General features: G+C 45.2%; 27 protein-coding genes, 1 other RNA gene and 1 pseudogene. 2 read left to right on the top strand and 27 right to left on the bottom strand.

Translation table 11 applies throughout. The features are described 5' to 3' along the window. Window positions 1–32: 32 nt before the first annotated feature. The 17 genes and pseudogenes from msrB to BM271_RS03760 all read right to left on the bottom strand — a co-directional run bounded on the left by msrB (window position 33) and on the right by BM271_RS03760 (window position 13,372). Complete coding sequence (msrB, locus tag BM271_RS03840; RefSeq protein ID WP_046790300.1) at window positions 33–458, bottom strand: peptide-methionine (R)-S-oxide reductase MsrB; 426 nt, start codon at window positions 456–458, stop codon at window positions 33–35. A gap of 3 nt (window positions 459–461) precedes the next feature. After that, entirely contained in the window at window positions 462–983 is a 522-nt protein-coding gene (gene msrA, locus BM271_RS03835) for a peptide-methionine (S)-S-oxide reductase MsrA (protein ID WP_046790299.1), read from the bottom strand. A 17-nt stretch (window positions 984–1,000) separates the two neighbouring features. Then, complete coding sequence (locus tag BM271_RS03830; protein WP_046790298.1) at window positions 1,001–1,543, bottom strand: DUF2140 family protein; 543 nt, start codon at window positions 1,541–1,543, stop codon at window positions 1,001–1,003. A gap of 19 nt (window positions 1,544–1,562) precedes the next feature. Beyond that, window positions 1,563–2,039, bottom strand: a complete 477-nt coding sequence (locus BM271_RS03825) for a dihydrofolate reductase (RefSeq protein WP_074924535.1) — start codon at window positions 2,037–2,039, stop codon at window positions 1,563–1,565. 12 nt (window positions 2,040–2,051) lie between these two features. Further along, window positions 2,052–3,005 carry a thymidylate synthase gene (locus tag BM271_RS03820; protein WP_046790297.1) on the bottom strand — a complete coding sequence of 318 codons (954 nt, stop codon included), beginning with the start codon at window positions 3,003–3,005 and terminating at the stop codon, window positions 2,052–2,054. Window positions 3,006–3,211: 206 nt separating this feature from the next. Continuing rightward, window positions 3,212–3,649 (bottom strand): BrxA/BrxB family bacilliredoxin, encoded by a 438-nt coding sequence (locus tag BM271_RS03815; RefSeq protein WP_046790296.1) that lies wholly within the window; start codon window positions 3,647–3,649, stop codon window positions 3,212–3,214. A 1-nt stretch (window position 3,650) separates the two neighbouring features. Next, window positions 3,651–4,759: pseudogene (locus BM271_RS03810) on the bottom strand (conserved virulence factor C family protein). A 10-nt stretch (window positions 4,760–4,769) separates the two neighbouring features. Continuing rightward, on the bottom strand, window positions 4,770–4,943 hold the full coding sequence (locus BM271_RS03805; protein ID WP_074924534.1) for a zinc-finger domain-containing protein: 174 nt from the start codon (window positions 4,941–4,943) through the stop codon (window positions 4,770–4,772). 65 nt (window positions 4,944–5,008) lie between these two features. Next, a complete protein-coding gene (locus tag BM271_RS03800) occupies window positions 5,009–5,404 on the bottom strand; it encodes a ribonuclease HI family protein (protein WP_046790293.1) in 396 nt (131 codons plus the stop codon). Further along, complete coding sequence (locus BM271_RS03795; protein WP_082103666.1) at window positions 5,401–6,297, bottom strand: 5'-3' exonuclease; 897 nt, start codon at window positions 6,295–6,297, stop codon at window positions 5,401–5,403. The genes BM271_RS03800 and BM271_RS03795 overlap by 4 nt, the downstream gene beginning before the upstream one ends. Further along, complete coding sequence (locus tag BM271_RS03790) at window positions 6,269–7,123, bottom strand: sulfurtransferase (protein WP_046790291.1); 855 nt, start codon at window positions 7,121–7,123, stop codon at window positions 6,269–6,271. The genes BM271_RS03795 and BM271_RS03790 overlap by 29 nt, the downstream gene beginning before the upstream one ends. Further along, entirely contained in the window at window positions 7,123–10,497 is a 3,375-nt protein-coding gene (locus BM271_RS03785) for a dynamin family protein (RefSeq protein ID WP_046790290.1), read from the bottom strand. Before BM271_RS03785 ends, BM271_RS03790 begins: the two co-directional genes overlap by 1 nt. Continuing rightward, window positions 10,498–11,628, bottom strand: a complete 1,131-nt coding sequence (locus BM271_RS03780) for a THUMP domain-containing class I SAM-dependent RNA methyltransferase (protein ID WP_046790289.1) — start codon at window positions 11,626–11,628, stop codon at window positions 10,498–10,500. It abuts the gene before it with no gap. 98 nt (window positions 11,629–11,726) lie between these two features. Beyond that, window positions 11,727–12,120: RNase P RNA component class B (gene rnpB, locus BM271_RS03775), an RNA gene on the bottom strand. Window positions 12,121–12,159: 39 nt separating this feature from the next. Next, window positions 12,160–12,486, bottom strand: coding sequence for a cell division regulator GpsB (gene gpsB, locus BM271_RS03770; protein ID WP_046790288.1), 327 nt, complete (start codon window positions 12,484–12,486; stop codon window positions 12,160–12,162). 11 nt (window positions 12,487–12,497) lie between these two features. Continuing rightward, window positions 12,498–13,037, bottom strand: coding sequence for an SLOG family protein (locus tag BM271_RS03765; protein WP_046790287.1), 540 nt, complete (start codon window positions 13,035–13,037; stop codon window positions 12,498–12,500). After that, window positions 13,034–13,372, bottom strand: a complete 339-nt coding sequence (locus tag BM271_RS03760) for a hypothetical protein (RefSeq protein ID WP_234960404.1) — start codon at window positions 13,370–13,372, stop codon at window positions 13,034–13,036. Before BM271_RS03760 ends, BM271_RS03765 begins: the two co-directional genes overlap by 4 nt. 82 nt (window positions 13,373–13,454) lie before the next feature. On the opposite strand from BM271_RS03760, the gene recU reads away from it, so the two are divergent. Then, window positions 13,455–14,072, top strand: a complete 618-nt coding sequence (gene recU / locus BM271_RS03755; protein ID WP_074924533.1) for a Holliday junction resolvase RecU — start codon at window positions 13,455–13,457, stop codon at window positions 14,070–14,072. Window positions 14,073–14,075: 3 nt separating this feature from the next. After that, window positions 14,076–16,550, top strand: a complete 2,475-nt coding sequence (locus BM271_RS03750; protein WP_046790284.1) for a transglycosylase domain-containing protein — start codon at window positions 14,076–14,078, stop codon at window positions 16,548–16,550. Window positions 16,551–16,589: 39 nt separating this feature from the next. Here the strand turns inward: BM271_RS03750 and BM271_RS03745 are convergent, their stop codons facing one another. The 10 genes from BM271_RS03745 to mgsA are packed head-to-tail and all read right to left on the bottom strand — an operon-like array spanning window position 16,590 to window position 26,888. Then, complete coding sequence (locus BM271_RS03745; protein ID WP_046790283.1) at window positions 16,590–16,865, bottom strand: YpoC family protein; 276 nt, start codon at window positions 16,863–16,865, stop codon at window positions 16,590–16,592. Then, on the bottom strand, window positions 16,862–17,518 hold the full coding sequence (gene nth, locus BM271_RS03740) for an endonuclease III (RefSeq protein WP_046790282.1): 657 nt from the start codon (window positions 17,516–17,518) through the stop codon (window positions 16,862–16,864). The genes BM271_RS03745 and nth overlap by 4 nt, the downstream gene beginning before the upstream one ends. Beyond that, on the bottom strand, window positions 17,511–18,137 hold the full coding sequence (locus tag BM271_RS03735) for a DnaD domain-containing protein (RefSeq protein WP_046790281.1): 627 nt from the start codon (window positions 18,135–18,137) through the stop codon (window positions 17,511–17,513). Before BM271_RS03735 ends, nth begins: the two co-directional genes overlap by 8 nt. Before the next feature lie 47 nt (window positions 18,138–18,184). Continuing rightward, window positions 18,185–19,474 carry an asparagine--tRNA ligase gene (gene asnS, locus BM271_RS03730; protein WP_046790280.1) on the bottom strand — a complete coding sequence of 430 codons (1,290 nt, stop codon included), beginning with the start codon at window positions 19,472–19,474 and terminating at the stop codon, window positions 18,185–18,187. An 8-nt stretch (window positions 19,475–19,482) separates the two neighbouring features. Continuing rightward, window positions 19,483–20,670 carry a pyridoxal phosphate-dependent aminotransferase gene (locus BM271_RS03725; protein WP_046790279.1) on the bottom strand — a complete coding sequence of 396 codons (1,188 nt, stop codon included), beginning with the start codon at window positions 20,668–20,670 and terminating at the stop codon, window positions 19,483–19,485. A 30-nt stretch (window positions 20,671–20,700) separates the two neighbouring features. Then, on the bottom strand, window positions 20,701–23,217 hold the full coding sequence (locus BM271_RS03720) for a helicase C-terminal domain-containing protein (RefSeq protein ID WP_046790278.1): 2,517 nt from the start codon (window positions 23,215–23,217) through the stop codon (window positions 20,701–20,703). A 17-nt stretch (window positions 23,218–23,234) separates the two neighbouring features. Further along, window positions 23,235–24,197: a biotin--[acetyl-CoA-carboxylase] ligase gene (locus BM271_RS03715; protein ID WP_046790277.1), complete on the bottom strand. Its 963-nt coding sequence runs from the start codon at window positions 24,195–24,197 to the stop codon at window positions 23,235–23,237. Continuing rightward, on the bottom strand, window positions 24,160–25,368 hold the full coding sequence (locus tag BM271_RS03710) for a CCA tRNA nucleotidyltransferase (protein WP_046790276.1): 1,209 nt from the start codon (window positions 25,366–25,368) through the stop codon (window positions 24,160–24,162). Before BM271_RS03710 ends, BM271_RS03715 begins: the two co-directional genes overlap by 38 nt. After that, the gene (bshA, locus tag BM271_RS03705) at window positions 25,361–26,506 is read right to left on the bottom strand and encodes an N-acetyl-alpha-D-glucosaminyl L-malate synthase BshA (RefSeq protein WP_046790275.1); all 1,146 of its coding nucleotides are present in this window, start codon (window positions 26,504–26,506) and stop codon (window positions 25,361–25,363) included. The genes BM271_RS03710 and bshA overlap by 8 nt, the downstream gene beginning before the upstream one ends. A gap of 4 nt (window positions 26,507–26,510) precedes the next feature. Further along, window positions 26,511–26,888, bottom strand: coding sequence for a methylglyoxal synthase (gene mgsA / locus BM271_RS03700; protein WP_046790274.1), 378 nt, complete (start codon window positions 26,886–26,888; stop codon window positions 26,511–26,513). Between the last annotated feature and the right edge of the window lie 62 nt (window positions 26,889–26,950).

Below are 26,950 nucleotides of genomic sequence, written 5' to 3'. Positions count from 1 at the left end.
GTTTTCATTTTTTATACACAATAGCCTTTGAATCAGTCTAACAAACGAATATATTCGCTGTACCCTTTTTCTTCAAGCTGATTTTTTGGAATGAAAGTGAGCGATGCAGAATTGATACAGTAGCGGAGTCCGCCCAGCTCTTTTGGTCCATCTGGAAATACATGGCCGAGATGGCTGTCGGATGTCTCGCTCCTTACTTCGGTCCGCCTCATGCCGAATGAATCATCAAAGTGTTCTGATACATCTTCTGATATGGACTTTGCAAAACTCGGCCATCCGCAGTCGGATGCAAATTTATCGCGTGAAGTAAATAAAGGTTTGCCGCTTATTTTATCTACATATAAACCATCTTCATAATGGTTCCAGTATTCGTTTTGGAACGGTGGTTCTGTCCCATTTTCTTTCATTACATTAAATTCTGCCTGTGACAGTTCATTGATATCCTTTTTAAGAGTCATATATTAATTCACTCCCCAATGATTTTCTACGAAAGATTTTCTTCCGGATCCTTTGTAATATGCGTTATAGTGACCGCTGTTGGTCTGGTAGAAATCCTGATGTTCATCTTCTGCGCGATAGAAGTTCTTATATGGGAGAACAGGTGTATTTATCGGTTGTGAAAAAATTTTCTGTTCATCCAATTCCTTTATTATTTCTTCAGCTGTTTCCTTTTGTGTTTCATCATGATAAAAGATTGCAGGTTCATACATGGGACCTCTGTCTCCAAATTGTCCTGTATTATCCGTAGGATCGAACGTTTTAAAGAAAATATCCAATAATTCTTTATAGGACATGACCGATTCGTCAAAATCAATCTGCACGGCCTCTACATGACCGGTTGTTCCTGTTGATACTTCCTGATAAGAAGGGTTTTCCACGTGCCCGTTGGAATAGCCGGAAACCACACTGTTCACACCATCAAACTGGTCAAACGGTTTCACAAGGCACCAGAAGCATCCTCCTGCGAGTGTTGCTGTTGACAAATTAATCACCTCATCTATTATCTTTCCATTGAAAAATACCATTCATTGTTTTCGTAATCAATTGAATCGACTTTCATATCAAGTCCTGCAGCCCCGTCGAATAAAGCAGTATCGATAACCAGCGCGCGTTCGTCTTCAGAGAATGAAATCCCTTCAGGAAGATCGCTCTGGGATCGGATGATCGAATACAATGCATTCTGGGACAATGGTATATTCGCTATATCTATATCCGATACTTCAAATACTATTGTATCACCTGTTGATACCGGCTCAAGGATAAAAGAAGCATCTACGCTGATTCCGTATATATTATTCCGGGATAGAAGTTCAATGCCCGACTCACTGATCTCGAGCGAAAGACTTTCATCTTCTATTGTATCCATAATCAGGGATTCCACTGCATCATTCGTCATCTTTATTTCTATACCCGAACTTCCGCCGGAATAATTATCCTCTTCTTCAGGTGTTCCGTAACTGCTGCTCAGCATGAATATCAGACTGGCAGCGACTATGATGTTAAACAACAGGAGGATGAAGAACAGCCATTTCCAAATATTCATCTGCAAACACATCCAGGGATTAAATTTTTCTGGTTAATTTCAGAAATTCATGAGGGTATTTATTCTTCCCGTCAACAGTGCCTTCCTGTCTGCCGGCAACTTCCCATCCACTCAGATCATAGTCAGGGAAAAAGGTATCACCCGCAAATGTTTCATGAATGCGTGTAACATACATTTCATCAACGAGATCCATGGTCTGGTGGTATATACCGCTACCCCCGAAAATGAATATTTTTCCCGGAAGGTCTTTGATTTCTTCTATATCATGGATGATATCTGCACCTTCGGCTTCGTAATCGTCATTTCTGGTAAGAATCACATTTCTGCGGTTCGGAAGCGGTCTGCCGAGTGATTCGAAAGTTTTTCTTCCCATCACGATGGTATTGCCTTCAGTCAATTTTTTTACGTGCTTCAAATCTACCGGCAGATGCCACGGCATTTTATTTTTAAAGCCGATGACATTCTGGTCTGCATGGCATACGATTAATGATACCACTGATATTACCTCCTATACTGCAATCGGTGCTTTGATATGGGGATGGAATTCATAATCCACTACTTCAATGTCCTCATATTCAATATCAAACATGGATTTATCGCTGTTGATCCTGATATTCGGTGCTTTGTAGCTGTCTCTTGAAAGCTGGGTATTTACAGCATCCAGGTGGTTGCTGTAAATATGAGCGTCCCCGAATGTATGAACAAAGTCTGCTGGTTCAAGATTGCATTCCCGTGCCACCAGGTGGAGCAGCAAGGCGTAGCTTGCGATGTTGAATGGTACACCCAGGAAAACATCAGCGCTTCTCTGATACAGCTGCAGACTGAGTTTGCCATCATTCACATAGAACTGGAAGAATGCATGGCAGGGCGGCAGAGCCATGGAATCGATCTCTGAAGGATTCCAGGCAGTGACAATATGCCTTCTCGAATTGGGATTGTTCCGAATACTTTCCACAACATTTTTCAGCTGATCGGTAAAAGTGCCGTCCGGTCCTTCCCATGCCCGCCACTGTCTGCCGTAGACATTGCCAAGATCACCATATTTTTCTGCGAATGCATCATCTTCTAAAATGCGTGATTTGAACTTGTCCATTTCTTTTTTATAAATTTCTTTGAATGCATCATCCTGGAGCGCCCGGTTGCCGAAATCGGTCATATCCGGACCGGTATATTCATCCGACTCCACCCATTTTTTAAATGCCCACTCATTCCAGATATTATTATTGTATTGAAGAAGGAATTTTATATTCGTATCCCCTCTTATGAACCATACAAGTTCTGTCGCCAGCATTTTGAAGAGGACTTTCTTCGTCGTCAGCATCGGGAATCCGTTTCTCATATCAAATCTCATCTGATGGCCAAATATGGAATATGTCCCTGTTCCGGTCCTGTCATCTTTATATTGCCCTTCATTTAAAATCTTCTCTAGCAATTCATGGTATGCCGCATCAAAGTGATTCATGCAATCCCCCTCTTTCTTTTTCTGCGTTTTTTATATATAATTGATATGAATATATTACAATCACAAGTGTCTGGAGAGTGGCTTATGGAAATTATCATGGCAATCGGCCTCATACTATTATCTTTTTATATGGTTTCTATGTGCATATATGAGTAATCCAATCCTTGGATAAAAAACAGGAAAGGCGCTGCCTTTCCTGTTTTTTATTATGAGCAGTTTTCGTCAAAGCTTTCTTTAATGTCCATCATGATATCTTCTATCTCCCGGCCTTCAATATGTTCACGGGGAATGAAATGCACCAGATCTTTTCCTTTGAAGAGTGCCATGGAAGGGCTGGATGGCACTTGTCCGATATACTCACGCATTTTCTCAGTCGCTTCTTTATCCTGGCCCGCGAATACAGTCGCTTTTTTAGTCGGCTTGATCGGATTCTGATCTGCAACTGTGACAGCGGCCGGTCTGGCGAGACCTGCTGCACATCCACATACACTGTTTACCACGACAAATGCCGTTTCATTATCATCTATATTTTCCATGAAACGGTCGACAGATTCAACTGTCGTCAGATCTTCAAATTCCTGATGTGTCAATTCATCACGCATGGGCTGGGCAATCTCTTTCATATATGCATCATAAGGATTCATTTTAACGCTCCCTTTCCTGAATTTGTTTCCAGACGCTTCCAAGCGCCTCTTCACCCTGTTCTATCCTGGCAATGGCCATCTCTATCTGAAGTTTCACATCATACTGGCTGTCTTCCTGATGCGCCTTCAGGTGCGGCAGACTTTCTTCAGTGCCTGTTTCATATATGAACATGGCAGCACGCCAGCGTACAATCGGACTTTTATCACCGAGTGCGTTATACATATCAGACAGCCCTTCTTCAAAACCAAGGTCACTGTATGCATCTCCTGCGGTACGCCTGACAGGGACAGACTTATCATTGAGGCCGATCTTCAGATATGGCAGGGTTTCCTTCTCCTCTATCATGGCAAGGAGGCTGACGGCTTCTCTGCGGACCTGCATCTTTTCATCTTCAAGAGCCAGACCGAGCACTTCATAATCTTCCGGCGTCGGCGTTTCCATATGGTCCAGGAGCCACAGACGCTCTTTCCAATCATCTCTGGATTTAAAATCTTCCACTGATACATTGAAATATCGTTTAGGTTCGGGTGTTTGTTTTGTCTTTGCCTCTTCCACCAGACGTGTGAGTTGTTCTGCGTTGTAAAGAGCTTCGATTTCTTCAGATACTTCCACGAATATGTCTGAAGGCTCGCCGTAACGGATGCCGTAGTCTTCCCATTTACGCAAGAGGATGATGTTGTCTTCCGGAAGCGTGGCCGCGCTTACAGCCTCGATGAAACGATCCGGCAGCTGACGGCGGTGTTCTTCTCCGTCGTCCAGTTTGATTTGATATGGAATATTTTTAAAAGTGAGCACCTGTGTAGTGACTTCACCATAATGTTGATCTAATTCAAGTTTTTTTTTACATCTTCTGTTCCGCCTGCAAAAGTTTCTTCTATCTTGGGAATCAATGTTTCCCAATCTACTTTCGGGGATTTATCCACAGAAATGAAGTCAAGTGCATGGAATACGCTTTTTACATCTTCAAGCTTTAAAATACGATTGATGAAATCAGGGGCATCATCAGACACCTCTCTGTAAGTTGAAGACTTCATCTCAGCCTTTTCTTCATTTACAGTAATTTTCATAGTGTTCGGACTTGGTGTGGGTTCAATTCTTACAATTTCCATTATGATCCTCCTATTGCAAATTGTTGCCATGTGCCCGTATCTGTTTACCTACGGAACATTCATGTATACAGAAATTATGTGCAGTCGTTTTGCTGCCCTGCTGCCGGTTGAGTATTTTGAGGATGCAGTCACGACAATATTTCTCTTCAAGATTGTTGATCTTATCCAAAACTTCGGTGTTCACATTTCAACCTCCTTAACCAATTATACATAATCAGCAGCGATAAAAAAAGGATGATCCGCTTCGGGTCACCCTTTTCTGTGTTTATACAGTGTTTCTTTTGCAAGTTCATCTGCGCGTTTGTTTTTCTTGCGCGGCGTCCAGCTCACCAGAAACAATTGGAAAAGGCTGAGCTGCTCTGCTATTTCATCATAATACCGTTTAAATACAGGATTTCTGACAAAGGCTTTTTCAAAACTGTCGGAAATCACTTTGGAATCGGTATGGATGATCAGGGAAGTGAACTCATGTTCCAATGCTTTCCCGACAGCAAACAGAAGCACCGCCCATTCCGCTTCATGGTTGTCCATTTCATCCAGGAAAACAGTATATTCAAAGGACTTGCCGTCTTCTTTGAACACCACTGCCCCGGCCGCCATTTTCGGATCCGGCGATGCTGCAGCATCAATATAGACCAGCGTCATAGATCGAGACTGTCCACATATCTGCTGCTGATGGAAAGGTTATGACCATCCAGTACAGATTTGATATCGACCGGATTGATAGAAAGCGGCGACTTCGTTTCAACAAAATTGATGTCAACCGGTACATCCGTAATGATTTTAGCCAGGCGCAGAGACATCTCAAGGGAGACCCTGTCCGCTTCTATCTTGGACCGTACAGAAGGTGTCAGTTTATCGAGGTTCAGGAGCAGCTGCTCTATATTGCCGTGTTCACGGATCAGCTTGAATGCAGTTTTTTCACCGACGCCTTTTACTCCGTAGTATCCGTCTCCCGGGTCGCCCATCAATGCCTTTACATCTACAAATTGTGACGGATGGATGCCATATTGTTCTTCGAATACAGACTGTGTGTAGACGTTGTATTCTGTAAAGCCTTTCTTCGTCAGCCATATATCGTTAGTGCCGTCAAGCAGCTGCAGCAGATCACGGTCACCGCTGACAATGACGAGATCATCATACTTCTGTGACAGAGTTCCGATTAAATCATCGGCTTCATAGCCTTTGATGCCTGTCTGGCAAAACCCGATGTCGTCAATGACTTCTTTTACATAATCGAATTGCGGAATCAATTCTTCCGGCGGCGCCTGACGGTTCTTCTTATAATCCCGGAACCATTCATTCCGGATGGTTTCAGAACCCATATCCCATGTGATGACCATTCTTTCGGGCTTCAGCATTTCAACAAGTTTCAGTGTATGACGGACCATCCCCTGCACCCCGTTAGTCGGGACACCTGATGCGTTATACATGAACTGGTTACGAAAGCTGGTCGCAAAGAAGTGGCGGAATAGAAGTGCCATTCCATCAATGACCAGTGTTTTATTATTACCCATGTGTTCTGCCCATCCTTTCATTCAATGGTGTGTCACCCGTCTCGACTTCATTGCTGTCGTCTGTGATCCATTCTGAGAAGCTGCCGCCGTAGAGTTTCACAGGCAGTCCCATTTCCCTCAGCAATACAAACATCGGGGTCGCACTCATACCTGAACCGCAGTAGACGATGAGTTCGTCGTATTTGTCCAGGACGCTCTTCAGGTAGCCGAGGGCTCCGAAATCGATCAGGCCGTCTTTATAGATTGCTGGTGTCGGTATATTGACCGCTCCGGGAATATGTCCCTTCTTTGAATCGATGGGCTCTTCGAGACCGAGGTACCTGTTTCTTGCCCTCACATCGATCAGGAGGACGCCGGGGCTGTCGTGGGCTTCCTTTACGTCTTCCATTGAACGGTATATATCTGTCGAAGGTTCCCTCATATCCGCCTGGATGCTGATGTCCTCAGCAGATTTGCTTTCGCTCGGCACGTCTGCCATTGCCTGCTCGAGTTTTTCAACCGTGTCATTCCATAAGTAGGATTTGTGTCCGTAGAGTGTGAACAGGTAATACAGCCGTGTATGGAAAAAACTGTTCCCGTCGGCAAACAGGATCACTTCGTTATCAACATTTTTCAAAGTCCGGTATAAAGTATCTACCACCCCGGCTTTCGGCAGTGGATGCCTTCCGCCATTGATGCCGTCTTCATTGAACATCCACGGTCGCTGACTGATATGGACAGCGACCTCTACAGGAGCATTTCTGACAAGTTCACGGGATGCTTCAAAGTCATCCATGACATTTCTGCAGTCTGCAAGCGTGAATGTGGAACCGCTCAGCTTATTTAATGAGTGTGCATTAATGATCATTACATTCTCACCTCTTCTGTATCCTTCATCGCGTCAAGAAGCGATCTATCTTCTTTATAATCCGTCTCACTGATCTCAGGCAGCGGTTCTGTAAGTGAGACCAGCAGTTTTTGTTTTCTCTCACCGGATGCCTCATCTTTCAGTGTCATATATTTACGGGTCATCTGTTCCATATCTTCCCTCAGCGACGTGTGGTCTATGGAGTGCGTCAATGCCGTTGAGAGGCTGAGCAGCTGATCCCTGAATGCCTTCGTGCTGTTCCGCGCCTGGTTCAATGGTTTTTGATGTTCACTCAGAACGCCGGAATCAATGGAGATTTCCAGCTGCTCTTCCTCTACAGCAGGCGTATCCAGAGTCTCCGCCGTATTGGCTTCCTTCAGCCGTTCATTGAACTGCCTGACCAGCTGATCGTACTCAGCATCTGCTTTTCTGTATATGGCATTGAAGCTCGTGGCCGCTTCTATACTTAAAAACTGGTTGATGTCGTTTTTCAGGAAAGCTTCATTTTTCGACATGTACTTCCTGTCCCCCATGTCGGACACGGTCACCAGCCCTTTAAGGTGGTCATACAGTTTAAGTTCAAGCTGCCTGTCAATATGGGAAAGGATGATATCAATTTCCTGGTCCAGCAAAGGCACGATATCCATTGCAGTATGAGACTCCAGGTCCTCCAGCAGATCTCTCCGCGTTTTCTCGATGCTTGCGAGTTCTTCCTGCTGGTTGTCATATCTTCTGATGTTGCTTTCAAGTGCCGCTTCAAGCTGCGCCTTCGTCTCTTCAAGCGAGGTCAGCTGCATTTTCGCAGCATTCTTCTCTGCAAGTTCTATGATGCCGGCCTTTGCCGCATTGAATCCTGCGTCTCCGGTTTCGAGTGCCCGTTTACTGGACAGCGGGAAAATCACATTTTTGATCTCAAGGCGTCTGAGGGACTTTGCCATGTAGCCGATCACTTTTTCCTTGTCACTCTCCGAGCGCATCAGGTCCACCGCATTGATGATGAATATGATAGGGAAGTTCCTGCCCTTAATCGACTGGATGTACTTGAGGAAACTTTCATCCGAACGGCTGAATACATGGTTATAGTAGGAGACATAGATGATCAGATCGCTGTTTGCGATGATGTTATGCGTCTCTTTCGTATGCCGCTGGTTGATGGAGTTTATTCCAGGGGAATCAACGATCGTGAACCTTTCGGTAAGGTCGTTCCTGATGGACAGCAGCGCTTTATGGATGAAGATGGCATCATGGTCGGAACTGATCTTGAATATCAGGTCATCGGACGAAATCGGTATTTTTTCTCCCAGATGAGATCTATACGCATCATAGTTGTGGTACACACCGTTGACAAACGGCATATATGCTTCGGTCACGCTGTTGCGGTGACGTTTCAGCCATGGCATGTAGTCCTGTACCGACTCACCTTCCCGGTTCGTAATCACCTGCAGTGTATCCGTCAGATCGGCTTCCCGTTTATATACTGCATAACTTTCTTCTGCATTGTTGATTTCCGTGATGGCAGCGGTTGTTGGATTCGGACTTGTCTTGAGTCTCGCCGAGCCCATCAGGGCATTGATGAATGTCGTCTTCCCGGCGCTGAAGCCCCCGAACACGCTGATGTTCACAAGGCCTTCGTCAATGCGCGCGAGTTTATCTTTGAACACCCGGCTGAACCGCTCATGTCTCGGATAGTCTTCGAGCAGTGTGCTGACTCTCCGGAACGGGGCGGTGTCAATCACCGCTTCTTCCTCTGCATGATAGTCACCCGCTTCGGCGGCTTCTTCTCCGGCAGTCTCTTCAAAGTCATATTGCACCGGTTCGGCAAGATCCAGTTTATCGAGCTCGTCATCCATGTGGATATAAAAATGCCTGTAGTTGGTCGTTTCCACCGATTCTTTCAGTCTGAGCAGAGATTCAACCCTCTTATAATCTTCGAGCGCGTCAGCAGATGTGCCTTCCGACTGCGTATTCTGGACATTTTCCGCGTCAAGCGTGGCGAGGTGCCTGAGGGCCTGGTCTGAAATATCTTTTTCCATGGCGCGTTTCAGCTTATCCAGGTAATTCAGTATATACGTGCTGCTCAGCGTGGTGATCTCCTCTTCGTGCAAGAGGGTATCATCCCATATATATCTGAACGGGCTGCCGGTCAGTCCGAGTTCACCGAACAGGCTGTTGACGGGAGCATCGATCTCTGTGCGGATGACCGGTTCGATATTGTCACCTATTTTATTCAAAGAGCCGGTGTACAGCGCCTGCTGCTTCTTTTTTCTGCCGAACAGGCCGCCGGCCTGTATGTCCCCTGAAATCACCTTCAGGAAATCGGTGATGGCGCTTTTGACTGAATGGGGATACAGATAGCTGTTTTTCGCAATCTCCCTCGAACGCTCTTTGACATACGCCTTCAACGCATCTCCGTCCTCATGAAGGCTGGCCAGCCGGTCATTTTTGATCTCGGTTTCAAGATAGGAGATATGCCGTGCGACTTCGTCCGGGTCTTTATCTTCTGCATCGGGCTGTTTTGAATAAACCCCGGCAAGCTGATCATGAATATACTGCAGCTGCCTGTCTTCGATATTTAAGATGATGCGGTCGTGGTACTTCTTCTTGTATGACTCACGGCCCTCCTCTATTTCAGAAATCAGCCGGGTCATTTCAGTGATTTCATTGTAGGGGGAGTCATAGATCGTCGTAGTGAAGACGTCCAGCGGCTCGATTTTCCATTGGGCGAGCGTCGACCGGATCCGTGACAGGAAAGTTTCCATGGCCAGTTCGTTATCATCATGTTTATCGACCTGGTTGATGACAAGGGCGAAAGGAATCCCGAGACTTGATATCTCCTTGAGAAGCTTCAGATTGTGTTCACTCTCGACGTGGTTGTATTCCACAGTGAAGAATATGTAATCACTGTTCAGGAGGAAGCGGCTTGCGCTTTCTTCGTGGCCCCGGGTACCGGAGTCGACGCCGGGGGTGTCCTGGAAGACCGTCCGGTCTTTGAATACAGGATGTCTGACATCCATTTCAATAGATGTTATATCCAGATCCTTCGTGTTCAGTTCCCGGAGCGCCTCATAGCTCTCGAGCGGAAGATATTTGTACTGGTCGATGAATGCCTTGATCTCTTCGGATTCCCCGATCTGGACGGAAACCGTGTTGCTTGTTGTCGGCACCGGGGATGAAGGGAGGATATCCTGGTCAAGCAGATGGTTGATCAGGCTTGATTTCCCTGCGGAATAATGCCCGATGAATGAAAACACCAGCTGATCCCTGTATGTCTTCATAATGGCGTGATCAATCTGTGACACGAGTACTGCGTTATCCGATTTGAGTATTTCCTTTTTCAGCTTGTATAAAATCTCAAGTGTCGATGAATGCTTCACTCAGTCTTCAGCCCGCTTTCCCCAGTATTGGAAGAATGTCGTTTCAATATATCCGTTGAAGAGCTTTCTGCGCTTAGTCGCCTTCTGTCCGACCAGATGTTCGAATTCCTTGTTGGAGGTCATCAGGTAGACGCTGAGCGCAGCATTGGATTTCATCAGTTTCCCGACTTTGCGGTACATATCCTCCACTGCTTTTGCCTCCCCGATCCTTTCACCGTAAGGCGGGTTCGTCACCATCTGTACAGCGTCCTCCCTGATGTACAGGTCATGGACATCCTTCACTTCGAACCGGATATTATCATCCAGTCCGACTTCCATGGCATTATCACGCGCGATCTGTATCATGCGTTCATCTATATCCGAAGCATATATTTCCACTTCTTTATCATAGAGCGCCGCTTCTTCGAGCGCTATGCGCATCCTGCGCCATTCATCTTCAGGGAGGATATCCCATTTTTCAGCGTCAAAAGTCCTGTTGGAGCCCGGAGCGATATTGAGCGCGATCATTGCAGCTTCTATCACTATTGTCCCTGAACCGGCAAAAGGATCGATCAGCGGCTTGGTCCCGTCATAGTTTGCAAGCTTGAGCATGGCCGCTGCAAGCGTCTCTTTGATCGGTGCCTCCCCCTGACCCGTACGGTAGCCCCGTTTGTGGAGGGCGGGACCGCTCGTATCTATCGTGAGCAGTGCGCGGTCCTTATGGATGGCGACATCGATTTTATAGCGGGGGCCGGTCTCAGGCAGTTTGCCCTTGATGTTGAAATCGGCCTTAAGGTGCTCGACCACTGCTTTTTTAACGATTCTCTGTACATCCGGGACACTGTACAGCGTCGACTTATGCGACCGTCCTGTAACAGGAAACTCGGCACTCGGTCCTAAAATATCGGACCACGGCAGTGCTTTTGTCTTCTCGAACAATTCATCGAAAGTTTTCACTTCAAAGTCGCCTATGATGATGCGGATCCGGTCGGCAGTACGCATCATCATGTTGGTTTTGATGATTGCCTCCTCATTCCCTTCGAAGAAAACGCGTCCATTTTCAAGTGTGGTTTCATATCCGAGTGATTCGATTTCGTCTGCGACTACCCGTTCCAGGCCCATTGGTGTATTCGCCAGTAATTTAAATTCCATTAAATTACCCTCCCTGTTTGGTTTATGTATATCATTCATTTAAAAATTATAAAATAAAAGCTCTCCATACGTGATGGAGAGCGTCTCTAGTCCGGTATCTCTATAAGCCATGTTCTGTACCGCTGTGCTGCAGGCGTGCACTAGCTACACTCGCACATTGGGGATAATCATCTGTCTATACTGCCGTTGCAGTATCTCTCCGCCGGTTGAATTTCCGTTGGAAAGTGCTCCTACCTAATTTGGATTGCTCACTCGAGGGGTTTACCGCGTTCCACCTTCATGCATTTCTGCTGAAGCTCCGTCACTGTGGCACTTTTAAAGTTACTGGGGCCATATGAATACACACTTAGGCCGGTTCACAGCCGTCAGCCGTCTTAAACGAGCTGCCCTGACTTATTGTTTCGTCAGGCACGAACACTACGACCATCTCAGGATCGTGTGAGCATGGACTTTCCTCTATGCACTTGAAATGCATAGCGATTATCAGACATACCGTTCTGTCATTGAATATGATCTTTGAAAGTTGAAAGATCAGTTTACTTTTGACTGGCCGAACACTTTCTTCTCCAGACTGCTCAATCTCTTGAGGATGTCTATCTGATGGTTCTGTGTCTGGTTGTCAGCTGATCTTGATTTCGTTGCGACACGGATTCTGAGATCCTCGACTTCTTTTTTAAGCCGTGCATTCTCTTCTTCCAGGCGCTTGAGATTGCTGTTCATGTCAGCCATCTTCTGGTAATCACTGATTACGTCATCAAGAAAACTATCCACTTCAATGGGTTTGAACCCCCGGACGGATTTTTCGAACTCTTTCTCAAAAATATCCTTTGCTGACAATTTCAGCGTTTGTTCACTCATCGTCTCACCTCTCAACTGTCATATCTGGAATCTATGAAAGTATTGATTTCATCAAATTGTATTCTTTCAATATTATACGGATTATTTGATTGGAATTCAAGTATTTCGTTATACAGGAATCGGGTTTTTGAAGGTGTCTCCTCATCGTAGATGATCATGGCCTGGTCCGTGTGGTCTATTAAAAAGCGGTTTATCTGCCTGAACATGCCGGGATTGCTGTACGGTTTTTCAAAAATGTACTGATGGAAATCGCATTCTGCGAGAATTTTATTGAGAAGGATCTTCTCTTCATCCTTATATTTTTCTTCAAAATCATGAAAAGGTTTAAGCACTGCAAGGCCGGCCGCGTACTCGTCTTTGAGCTCAAGGATGCATTGTGCCGCATACAGGTCGATGCCCGTATATCCCTGGATGATGAACCATTCCGTACCTGTTTCCAGATATTCGCGGATCTTATGCTTCAGGAAGTCTGTGAGCACCTCCGCCTTTGGGTCGTTATTTTTGAAAATACCGAGTTCATAGGGCCGGTATCCGCCTATCAGTGTCTTCATGTTATGTGTCCTTCCCTGTATGCATGCTGTATCCACATATTGATGAATTTAAACTTTTCTTTGTAGAGCTTCTTACTGAAACGTCCGGCATGGCATGACATCAGCAGTTCCAGGAATTCTTCGACAACCTTCTGACGTGTCACCGGATCAAAACGTCCGTCAGTTTCTATTTCTTCTATATGATAGACGAGTTCTTTATTCGTATTTAGAAATGGTGAAATTTCTGTTTCAAAATCGAATTCATACCCTTCTTTTGCCTTCTTATACCGTGCGTCCATCTCACTGAGCAGTGACGTAAGTGCACCATAAATCTGAATTCTTGACAAAAATGCCACACTCCCTATAATTATGAATGGTTTATTTCCTTGTATATATTGTATAATATTATAATATCATCATACAGAAATATGGAAGGCGATGTTAATGAAGTATCCTAAAGGCGCTAAGCCCGGCGGGCAGAATGCAGCAGGCATCCGGCGCAGGAAAGATAAGGAAGTACGCTATGGATCGAGAGGCATGACGCTTGAAAAGGATCTGGATTTTGCCAACAGTTTCTATTTGGAGCATGGCAGAGCGGTGATACATAAGAAACCGACCCCTGTCCAAATCGTCAATGTTGACTATCCTTCAAGAAACAAAGCTAAAATCAGCGAAGCCTATTTTAAGGTGCCGTCCACAAGTGATTACAACGGGCTGTACAAAGGGAAATATATCGATTTCGAAGCAAAGGAAACAAGAAATGAAACCCGTTTCCCTTTCATCAATATCCATGAGCACCAGGTTCAGCATATGCATCAGTGCTACATGCACGGCGGCATCGTTTTTATCATCATCAAATTTTCACTCTACGATGAAACATACCTTCTGCCGTTTGAAAAATTCCTGCCCTACTGGGAGAGGTTTTTAAATGATGGAAGGAAGTCGATCCGCTATACTGATATAAAAGAGGACAGTCTCTCTTTGAAGACAGGCATCAATCCGAGAATCGACTATCTTGCAGCCGTTGATGAATTTTATTTTGAGAATGGAGAATAGATAATGGATCAAAATAACTATAAGAGGTCAAGCAGGCCGGGCGGAAAAAAGCCGGCATCCAATAAGAACAAGAAGTCCATGTCGAGGGCGTCACTCATCAAGCGCATCCTTCTGTGGGCGGTTCTGATCGGCCTTGTGATGCTGGTGCTGGGTTCATTCCTGTTCGCATATTATGCGTCCCAGGCGCCGGCATTCAGCGAGGAGAAGCTGAAAGACCCGATACCTGCACGTGTATACGATAAAGATGATAATCTTGTAACCACCCTGTACCAGGGTCAGAAAAGAGAGCTTGTGGAAATAGAAAATGTCCCCGAGCAGATGACAGATGCAGTCCTCGCCATCGAGGATGACCGGTTCTACGAGCATGGTGCCATCGACTTCATCCGCCTCGGGGGCGCAGTGCTCAGCAACCTGACCGATGGTTTCGGCAGCGAGGGCGCAAGTACGATTACACAGCAGGTCGTTAAAAGAGCGTTCCTGACGTCTGAAAAGACAATCGAAAGAAAAGCGCAGGAAGCCTACCTCGCCTACCGTCTGGAACAGGAGTATTCGAAGGACGAGATTCTTGAAATGTATCTTAATAAAATCTACTACTCTGATGGCATTTACGGCGTGAGGACGGCCAGTCTCTATTACTTCGATAAGGAGCTGGAGGAACTGAACCTGGCGGAGTCCGCATATCTTGCAGGGCTGCCCCAGCTTCCGAACAGGTACAACCTGTATGTTGATGCGGAACAGGGTACAAAACGGGCCCACACCGTGCTTTACCAGATGCTGAATCATGAGAGGATCAGTCAGGAACAATATGATGAAGCGGTGGAAACGGACATAACGGCAAACCTGGTTGAACGTTCAGAGGAAGAACGGGCGGATATCGAACCGGAGGATCCGGAATATGCCTCCTACATCAATGTGATAAAACAGGAACTTCAGACGAACGATAAATTCGAAGGTATGGAGCTGTCAGAAGCACTTGCCAGCGGACTTGACATCTACACCAACATGGACGCTGACATCCAGGTACAGCTGCAGGGCATGGCGGACAACGAAGACTATTATTACAATCCGAAATTCAAAAGCGAACATTTCAATATCGCATCCACGATTCTGGATACTGAAACAGGCAATCTTGTTGCAATAACAGGCGGCCGGGATTACAGGGAAGTTGTGAACCACAACCAGGCGCTTGTCGCCAAAAATGCCGGTTCCACAATGAAGCCGTTCCTTGCCTACGGACCGGCGATCGAGAATATGAAATGGCGCACTGACCATAAGATTGAAGATGAATATGAATACAGCCCGAAAGGGTATGAAAACACGATCTACAACTACGATATGCAGGATCATGGTGAAGTGACCATGCGGGATGCTCTGAGACAGAGCTTCAATATTCCTGCTGTTAAAACTTTTGAAACAGTCAAGGAAGAAGCCGGGGAAAATGCACCGCGGGAATTTGCTGAAAATGTCGGACTGGATTACAGTGAAAAAGGCGAAGGCAACTACACATTGTCATTCAACGATGTGCTCGGCGGCAGCCAGTCCACCTTCACCCCGCTCCAGATGGCTGAAGCATACTCCAGCTTCGGTAACGGCGGAACTTATAATGAAGCACAGGCCATACGCTATGTAGAAACGGATGAAGGGGAAACGATTGAATTCGAAAGCGAATCCCATCAGGCTATGGAAGATTATACAGCGTATATGATAACCGATATGCTGAAAGGTACCTTTGAGCCATACGGCAGTGCCGACTACATTCAGATGGACGGATTGAACATTGCCGGTAAAACAGGGACAACATCATATTCGAGAGATTTAAGGGAAGAATACAACCTTCCTGATAATGCAGCGAAGGATGCCTGGATGGTCGGCTACACGCCTGAGTATACGATGAGTGTATGGACAGGATTCACTGCAACTGAGGAAGGCGGTGAGACGTCATTCGTAGGCCAGGATGAACAAATCACCCCGCAATGGTTCTTCCGGGATATCATGCAGTCCATCTCAACTTATAACGGCCAGGATTTCCAACAGCCGGACAGTGTGATTGACATCTCCGGCGGTGAACTTGCTGTTGAAGGAAGTGAAGAACTCCAGTCCTATCAGGATGAGCAGGAAGAGAGGGAACGCGCTGAAGAACAGCGCAGACAGCAGGAGAGACAGCAGGCTGAGGAACGTGCAGAAAGAGAAGCCAAACAGCAGCGTGAAGAGGAAGAAGCGGCTGAAGAGGAGTCTACTGAGGAAGAAACGGCTGAAGAGGAGTCTACTGAGGAGGAATCGACCGAAGAGGAAACAACGGAAGAGTCAACCGAGGAAGAGACTACAGAAGAGCCGACTGAGGAAGAATCGACCGAAGAGGAAACAACGGAAGAGCCAACCGAGGAAGAGACTACAGAACAACCGACAGAAGAAGAAGCTACTGAAGAATCTGAACCCGAAGAAGAATCGACAGAAGAATCAGGTGACAGTGCAGCTTAAACAAAAACAGCTCCAATTCCCAGGAATTGGAGCTGTTTTTCATTGTCTCGCACGATATGAGGCCATCCGTTTATCGAACTCATCACATATATTCTTAAGCTGGATGATACTGTGATACTGGCAGGGCCTGGAATCGATGTAATCCATCCGTTCCTTATAATTGAGCGGGAGGATTTTCTCCGGGTTCCGGGGTGATTCCAGCCGCAGAGTATCTCTGATATGTTTTCCGATTGCTTCCCTGAACTGATCATAAATTGCAGAATCCGGATTTCTGGAGTTTTCAATAAGAGTGGCATACATCTCATCTATTGTCATACACGTGCTTTCGCTTTCATGCGTTTCTGCCCTTCTCTGCAATCCTCGAGTAATGGACAGGCCTCGCACTTCGGTGCGCGGGCCGTGCAATGATACCGGCCAAAGAAAATGAGCTGATGGTGGGTCTTGCTCCATCTCTCAGCCGGTATTTTTTTCATAAGTGTTCTTTCAACTTCCAGCACAGAATCCTTGTAGCGGGCAATACCCAGTCTTTTTGAAACGCGTTCGACATGCGTATCCACCGCAATTCTCGGTACATCGAAAGCCACGGACAAGACAACATTGGCAGTTTTCCGCCCTACCCCGGCGAGACTGACCAGATCATCATAGTTTTCCGGGATTTCTCCATCATACCGGTCGATCAGATCCCTGCATAGTTTCTGTATGTTCTTCGCCTTATTTCGAAATAAACCAATCGACCGGATATCATTTTCCAATTCTGACAGCTCTACTGATAAAAAATCCTCCGGGGTTTTATATTTTTGAAAGAGATCCCGCGTTACCCTGTTGACCAGGTTGTCAGTGCATTGAGCCGACAGCAGGACCGCAATGGTCAGTTCAAATGAATTCTCATGTATGAGTTCGCATTCTGCATCGGGAAACATCCTGTCGATTCGATCTATCAATTCCATTGTTTTTTTCCCGCTAATCAAATACGTCTTCTCCTTCCAGCCATGAACGGACAGGCATCCTTTTACGTGCCGCCGGTTCATCTTTCTTATTTTCAGTACTGTTCAATATGCGTTCAACATACTGAAGGGATGTCACCTGATTCTGATAAGCAAGATCTATCGCTTCTTTTATCATCTCAGGTGAATGCCGGGAATCATCCAGCCAGCTGTTTATCCGTTGGAATTCATTGGGACTGATCACTCTGCCGTACAGGAGCTCCACGTATTCGAACAGTTCCCTGATTTTTGAAGGATCTTTTTCTTTCTCGGTTACGGTGCCTTCATCAGCAGCTTTCACAAGTTTTTCAAACAGTGGATCGAGGTTGAACCGTTCTATGAACTTGCCTTCTTCCTTTACGGTTTTTACTTCAATCAGATCGTTTTGGATCATGTTTTCCATGATTTTTGATATACCGTGTTCAGTCATCGTCGTGTGAGCGGCAAGTGTCTTAAAGTCCGGAAGAGCATCTGAGGTGCCATGGATATCCATCAGTCGGATGATGACGGCAAGTGTTCTTTCGTCAATCCCTAATGCGCCGTACTTATCTATTAAAATTTTATTTACAGGTACATTGATATAGCTCACATATCTTTCAAGCATATTAGTGTCTCCTTATGAAAAATATCGCCCGGCGGGCGATATTTTAATTATGGATAAAGTCGGTTCAGCAGACGCGGGAATGGTGCTGTTTCCCTGACGTGCTGCACACCGCTTAGCCATGCAACGGTTCTTTCCAGTCCCAGACCGAAACCGGAATGTGGAACACTTCCGTATTTACGGAGGTCGAGGTACCATTCATAGGCTTCCAGATCCAGCCCGCTGTCAACGATTTTTTGTTTGAGGGTATCATAATCATGGATACGTTCGCTTCCTCCAATGACTTCTCCGTAGCCTTCAGGTGCAATCAGATCGGCACACAGGACTGTTCTAGGGTCATCCGGATTCTCTTCCATATAGAAAGATTTGATTTCTTTGGGATAATTCACGATAAATACCGGAAGATCAAAATGGTTTGCGATCTCTGTTTCATGAGGCGCTCCGAAATCTTCACCCCACTCGATGTCATCAAAGCCTTTTTCCTTCAGAAGTTCAATTGCATCCGTATAAGTGATGCGCGGGAAAGGTGCTTTGATCTTCTCCAGAACGGATGTGTCACGATCAAGGGCCTCCAGATCGAGACGGCAGCGTTCAAGTACATTTTGTACAAGATACTCTACATACTGTTCTTGTACCTCCAGGCTGTCTTCATGATTGTAGAAAGCCATTTCAGGTTCAATCATCCAGAACTCGATCAGATGCCTTCTCGTTTTTGATTTCTCTGCACGGAATGTCGGTCCGAATGAAAAAACTTTGCCGTGTGCCATTGCTGCCGCTTCAGCATACAGCTGGCCGCTTTGGGACAGGTAGGCATCTTCTTCGAAATATTTCGTATGGAAGAGTTCAGTCGTCCCTTCCGGAGAACTGCTTGTCAGAATTGGCGGATCGATTTTTTTATAGCCATTTTCAAAGAAGAAATTATAAGTGCTTTTGATGATCTGGTTTCTGATGTTCATTACTGCGTGCTGTTTGCGTGATCTCAGCCATAAATGGCGGTTGTCCATCAGGAACTCCGGTCCATGATTCTTCGGAGTGATCGGGTAACCCTCTGCCTCGTGGATGATTTCGATGCCGGAGACTTCCATTTCATAGCCGAAAGAAGAACGGTCATCGGATTTTATTGTGCCTGAGACATACATTGATGTCTCCTGGTTCAATCCTTTTGCGACAGCAAACAGATCTTCGTCCGCTGCTTTGACTACGACAGCCTGCATAAAGCCTGTACCGTCCCTGAGCTGAAGGAACTGGATTTTCCCGCTGCCCCGCTTTTGGAGCAGCCAGCATCCGATTGTAACCTCCTGCCCTTCATATTGATGTGCCTGATTGATTGAAATCTTCATAATTGAGATTAAGCTCCTTCTGTCTTCTGTAATACAAATTGTTTAATGCGTTCCAATGCTTCTGTCATGTCTTCTATACTCAGGGAATAGCTGAGCCTGATGTTATCCGGTGATCCAAACCCTGACCCTGGAACAACAGCAACATAAACCTCTTCAAGTACTGCATTCACAAAATCATCCACTGATTCGAATCCGCAGCGCTCTGCACATTCTTTGAAGTTCGGGAACAGATAAAATGCACCTTCAGGTTTGATACAGGTAATATATGGAATTTCCATCAGTTTATCATATGCTGCATCCCTGCGTTCATGGAATGTACGGTTATAGGATTTTGTAAATGAATCGTCCATTTCATAGGCGGCAACAGCAGCCCACTGTGACGGTGTCACAGGATTGGATGTCGAATGGCTTGTGAGGTCGGTCATAGCCTTCACTACGTCACTGTTGCCGCAGCAGTAACCGATCCTCCATCCTGTCATCGCATGGGACTTGCTGACCCCGTTGATGACGAATGTGTTTTCTTTCATTTTATTGCTGAGTGAGGCGATTGAAATATGTTCACTGTCATAAACGAGAGTTTCATAGATTTCATCCGCTACAACGATGAGGTTTTTCTCTTCGATATACGCGGCCAATGCTTCCAGTTCCGCGCGGGAATAGACCATACCGCTCGGATTGCTCGGTGAGTTGAGCAGCAGCATGCGTGTTTTATCTGTAATATACTGGTCGATGATTTCCGGAGTCACTTTAAAGGAAGTCTCTTCGTCAGTCGGCATGATGACAGGTTTGCCTTCTGCCAGTTTGACCTGCTCGGTGTAGCTGACCCAGTAAGGGACCGGAATGAGCACTTCATCCCCCGGATTCAGAGTGGCCTGGAACAGGTTATACAGAACATGTTTCGCTCCATTGCCTACAAATATTTCCGAAGGTTGGTACTTAAGCCCATGGTCTCCGTCCATTTTGTTGATAATCGCATTTTTAAGTTCGGGAATTCCTGCAGCAGCAGTATATTTTGTCTTTCCGGCTTTAAGCGATTCATATGCTTTTTCAATGATTTCATCAGGAGTGTTGAAATCCGGTTCTCCGGCTCCCAGACCAATGACATCGACACCCTGTGCTTTCAAGTCCCTGGACTTTGCTGTAATTGCGAGCGTCTGGCTGGGAGTAACATTTTTAATACGGTCTGATATTTGCATATTCCTTCTCCTTTTATGTTGATATAGTTATTATAAATCACGAAGAAGACCTTTGAAAGCGTCCTGTTGTCCGCGAATGATATTTTCTTCGGGAAAATATTTCAAAAATGCTTTTTTATAGTTCCGGGTCAGAATCCGCTTGTCAAATAAAAGGATCAGTCCTCTGTCGGAAGGTTTTCGATGCACCCTGCCCGCTATTTGACGGAACGAGAAAACGGCCTCAGGCAAATCATGTTTATAAAAATTTCTGAACCCTTTATTCTTGGGAACCGGGAAAGGCAATTTTGTCAGCATCAGGCATTTTGTTCCTGTGCTCTTTATATTTATACCTTCGTTGAAGCTTGAAGTTCCGAGCAGCAGGCACTTTTCAAGCTGATTGAATTGCGCCAGCAGCTTTTCCGGTGTGGTCGCGCGGGATTGTTTCAATACGACAAACTCTTCAAACATCTGTATGTCCTGAGTATATTCTGCAACCTTGTCCAAAAGATCATAATTGGAAAACAGGACCATCAGTTTGCTTTCGGTCTCACTCAAATATATCGAGATGTAATCGACGATGGCCCAGATGAACTGGTCATCATCCACATCATACTCGGGTATATCCTCAGGGATGAACAGCCGGGTCTGATCAAAAAGTGAAGCATTGCCTATGACGAGCGACTCATACGGCAGCCCGCCGAACCAGAAGGCAAGATGTTTGAAACCGCCGTTCACCTCAAGTGTCCCGGAAAGGAGGACGGTGGAAGACAGATGTTCCATGTGTCTGTGGAGCACCTTAAGCCTGTCCTCCCTGATATAAATTTTTGTCTTTTGGAAATTAGCATCTTTTTCAACAGTGTAATTTTCTTCTTCAAGACCATTTTTGAGAAGTTTCAGCATGCTCTGGTAGTGATGCATATGATTGTACAGCATCTGGTAATTATTTGTGCCGCGGATGGCGCTTAAAAATGTTTCAGTGTATTTCAACCCGCCATTTACATGGAGCAGCGCCTCTTCCATATTACCTGAAGAAACCGATCCGAACAGCCGGTCGATATTCTGGTTGATATGCTTTAGAAGGTCCTCCAGCAGATAAAGGATGGTTTCGTTATTATTGCTGATATAAGTGGATAACAGCCGCTCCTGTGAAGCCATGCCGATCTGACCAATGAAAAACTTCATTCCCTGGTAGCTGTAGGCCGATTCCATCCTGTCATCCAGGGCATGTTTCAGTTGATGTGCTTCATCGACCAGTACCGAATCAGCCTCCTCTATATAATCCAGACAATCGAGCAGGAAATAGTGATTCGTGATGATGATGATGGAATCCTTCGCCTTGTTTAAAGCCCGTTCGAAATAAGGATGTGTTCTGCCGTTCCCCGCCTGGATTGCCATCGTCCTGTAATATGCTTTCTCCGGCCCTTTCAGGTGTATTTCTGAAAGATCCCCGGTTTCGGTATCGAGCAGCCAGACCAGCAGCTTCATCTTGAGGTAGATGATTTCAGTATTTTCATCTTCGAGTGAAAGGAGGAGTTCAAATGCATCCAGATTCAGATAATTGTCCCTGCCTTTCAGATCTGTCGCATATAAATCATAGCCGCAGGCGGCTTCCAGGGTCATGAGGTCGTCGGTAATAATCTGTTTCTGCAGTATTTTTCTGCTTGTTGAAATCATTATCTTTTTAGCATACATCGAATGATAACTAACGGCGGCGATCAGAAATGAGATCGTCTTTCCGAGTCCTGTATATGCTTCCAGAGCCATGTGATTCTTCTTTTCGAAGGCTTCAAAAATCTTGTTTGCAAGAAGCAACTGATCTTCTCTGTAATCATTGCCGGTATGATCAATATATTTCTGATATAGTTCCCTGACTTCCACAGGAGCGATATCCCTGGACTTTTCCTGGTGCTTTCTCACATGGACAGAACCATGCCTTTCAAGATGTACGGGAGTGATATCCTCCGTCTCTGCAATCGTCAGGAACAGCAGATCAGACAAATTATGCCTTAAAGGTTTTGCCAGATGATACAGTTGCTTGAGGGTCTCTGTATTCATTGTAATGATGATTTTCTGAAGCATGATCAGCAGCTCGGCAGTTGCCCTGGCATCTTCGTCTGCCCTGTGTGCATTGGATAATTCAATTCCGACGGATTGGGCGATTTCATTCAGCTGAAAGCGTTCGAGTGTCGGCATGAATACTTTTGACAGTTCGACCGTATCAATTTTGTGTCGGGGCTGATAATTGATTCCATGGGCATTCAATGCACTTTTTAAAAATCCGTAATCGAATTCTACATTGTGGGCAGTAAAGATACATCCGTCGAGAAGAGACGCGACTTCTTCTGCGATCTCCCCAAACTTTGGCGCACCGTCCAGCATATGCGGCTCTATATTTGTAAGTTCTCTTATGAAAGGGCTGATTTCAACATCATCAGAGAGAAAAGTCGTATACTGATCCGCAATTTTAAAATTTTCGACAAAGACGATACTCAATTGTATGATGCTGTCTTTATTTTTATTATTTCCTGTTGTTTCCAAATCCACGACAGCAAATCTCTCTGTATACATCCAATCACCAGTTTCTACTATAATTCAATATCTGCACTAATTATTTTTCTGATATTGCCCTCTTCATCCAAAACTTCCAAAAAACCATCCTCATTAATATCAAGCGCCCGTGCCATGAACATGCTGCCTGTCTCTGTAATGCGGAGCTCTTTACCAAAAATGATTGATTTTTCTTTCCAGTCTTCGCGGATCAGAGAAAACGGTTCGTTTAAAAATCTATTATAATATATTTCAATGTTATCGAGGAACCGTTCCATGAATGAATCCACATCGATTTTTTCACTGGAGCCGATGATATCTTCAATTGATGTTGCGGTCGGTATTTTTAAGCGCGAATCATCTTTGAAAATATTAATGCCGATGCCGCATATGATTGCATTGATCACTCCGGATTCACTGACAACCTCGGTCAGAAAACCACAGATCTTTTTATCATCAAGGTATATATCATTGGGCCATTTTATGCCTGTGTCCACTCCGAATGCTTCATCGAGTGATTTGGAAATGGCCAATGAGATGAACAGGTTGAAACGGATGATTTCCGTTATCGGTATATTTGGACGGAGGACCAGAGATATGTATATGCCTGTTTTACCGGGAGAGTCCCAGTGTCTGTCGAAACGGCCCCTTCCCTGTGTCTGCTCTTCTGCAACTACCATAAAAGAATCTTTTGTCTCGGATAACATTCTGAACGCCTCTTTTTGTGTCGAGGGTGTGGTCGTAAAATATTCAACATTGCTGAAAAGGCCGGACTGGCCGATCAGCACAGACAAAGCAGTAGGACTTAAATATTTCGGTGGATTTTTAAGATGATATCCCTTACTTGTAACAGATTCAATCGAGTAGCCTTCCTCTTTCAGAGACTGTATTGTTTTCCAGATTGCAGTTCGTGAAACACCGAGTGTATCGGCAATATTCTGTCCCGATATGAATTGTTCCCGATCAAGCAAGCTTAATATTTCCTTCTTCAAATTCGACATGCACGTCAATCCATTCCAATATTTTCGTTTTTTCATTTTGCAGCTCATTAAAGAGTATCTCATATTCCAGAACGGAATAAATTTCCCTGATCCATCTGCCGCCATTCTGTCCAAAATGGAGCATCAGCTCTTTTCCGCCAATATCTATATCAGATATCTTCTGGATCGGCAGCAGGGGTTGCATTTCCATCGCCTCATCGAGCTTTCTGCGCCAGCTGAGTTTTTTGGAAAACCGGTTCCCGGCCACTAATGCTTCAACATTTTCAAGTGTATCATAATTGTATTTATAAGAGATTGCTTTTACTTGTTTGTCATATTCCAAATCCTGTAGAACTTCAACCATTTCCCTGATTGTATGTTTTTCCAGATTGGACAGTTTCAAATCCGGTATATATTTCAGAAGTGATTCATTCATATAAACCTGGAGTGCTGTCTCGGAGATGAATGAAAAAGCATTGGTTGACATAAAATTGTTATCGTCAACCTCTCTGAGGAAAGGCAGATTATCTTTAACACCGGTTTGGATCATGAGTGGTTTTATTTCTTCTGTGTAATCGGCGTCATAAGTTTTTTTGAGTTCGACAAGCGAACGCTCAACCGCAATGTACCGTAAATTTCCGGCGTGGCGTTTCATCGCAAGCAAAGTCGCTTCATCAATTTCAAAGTCCAGCTGTGCCTTAAAGCGGACGGCCCTTAATATTCTGAGTGCATCCTCGTCAAACCGCTCATCGGCCCGGCCGACTGTGCTGATCGTTTTCCGTCTGATCGCTTCGAGGCCTGCATATGGATCAATCAGACGGAATTCCTTATCCATCGCCATGGCATTCATTGTAAAATCCCTTCGTTCAAGATCTCCGTCAAGTTTTTCCGTGAAAGAAACAAAATCCGGTCTGCGGTGATCCGTGTACTCCGATTCAACCCGGAAAGTAGTGACCTCAAAAGGCGTGTCGTCAATCAGAACAATCACTGTACCGTGTTCTTTTCCGACATCGACTGTATTTTCAAATAAAGTTTCCACTTCTTCAGGTAATGCATTCGTAGTAATATCGACGTCATTGATTATACGTCCCATCTGATAATCCCTGACGCATCCACCTACAAAATAGGCCTGAAAGCCCTCTTCCTGCAATTTTTCCAATATTTTCTTTCCTGTAATGAACAGTTCATCCATGATGTGTATCTCCCACAAGTTTTTGATACAGGGCTTCGTATTCCCTGACTATCACGTCGGAATGGAATCTTATATTGATATCCTGAAGCATCTGTTGTTGTATGGTTTTATATAAAGGTCCATCCGTTAACAATTCAATTATGTTTTCTGCAGCCGCCGTGTAATCGCCGACATCGACGATATACCCGGTCTCGCCGTCTTTGATCACTTCTGAGATGCCGCCTGCTGCAGAACCGATGGGGACGGAACCGCAATGCATAGCTTCAAGAAGTGCGAGGCCAAAGCTCTCTTTCTGACTGAGCAGTAAAAAGATATCGCTCATCATATAAAATGACTTCACATCTGACTGCTGTCCTGCAAGGATGACCGAGTCTTCGATGCCCAGTTCCTTTACCAGCTGTTTGACGCTGTTGGTTTCAGGACCGTCCCCTATCAGGACCAATACTGAATCCAAATTTTTTTGCACAATGCTGAACGCACGGACGATGTCATCAATGCGCTTTATCTTTCTGAAGTTTGAAGTATGCATGAGAACTTTTGTGCCTTCGCTGATGCCATATCTTTCTTTCATCCGCAGGCGTATCGTTTCCCTGTCCTTCATGTTGAAGTAGCTTTCTTCAACAAAATTATAAATGGTATCTATGGATTTATCAGTTTTGATCAGTTCATGGGTCTCCCGCGTTAGGCTGTCGGAAACGGCTGTAACGGCGTCCGAGCCCTCTATGCCGAAACGGATGGCATTCACCAGTGACATATCATGTCCGAGCACGGTAATATCCGTTCCGTGAAGTGTCGTCACGATGCGCACATCGCGGCCTGACATCTGTCTGGCAAGAATCCCGCAGACAGCATGGGGAACGGCATAATGCATATGGATCAGATCCAGGTCATACTCTGTAATGACTTCTGAAATTTTACTCGCAAGTGTAATGTCATACGGCGGATACTTGAACACGCTGTAATCATTGATATCCGTCTGATGGATATGGATATTGGGATGGCTGGCATTTAATCTGAAAGGCACGTTCGATGTGATGAAATGCACTTCGTGCCCTTTTTCCGCCAGCTGGATTCCCAGCTCCGTTGCAATGATTCCGCTTCCCCCTACACTTGGATAACAGGTTATCCCTATTTTCATAAAATCACGCTCTATCTTTATAGTTGAGATAATGAAGCACTGCACTGGCAGTCCCTTCATTTGTTGCCAGTGGTACATCATATACATCCGACAGTCTGAGAAGTGCAGAAACATCAGGTTCATGCGGCTGTGCGGTTAAAGGATCTCTGAAGAATATGATGGTATCGATGGCCCCGTTCGCCACCATTGCACCGATCTCCTGGTCACCGCCCAATGGTCCTGACTTGCATCTGTTGACATCGAGTCCCGTATGTTCGATGATTTTCATTCCTGTCGTCCCTGTCGCAAAAAGTTCATGCTTTTTAAAGAAGTCCAAATGTAATCCGATGAATTTCAAAAGGTCGTCTTTCTTTTTATCATGGGCAATAAGTGCTATTTTCATATTCATCATCCATTTCTATGAAGTATCTTTATATTGGAGCCTGTCCTCTAATTATAGAGAAT

This window comes from Salinicoccus halodurans (assembly GCF_900114445.1).
GTDB classification, from domain to species: Bacteria; Bacillota; Bacilli; order Staphylococcales; family Salinicoccaceae; genus Salinicoccus; species Salinicoccus halodurans.
This window is presented reverse-complemented; position numbering and strand designations above follow the sequence as displayed.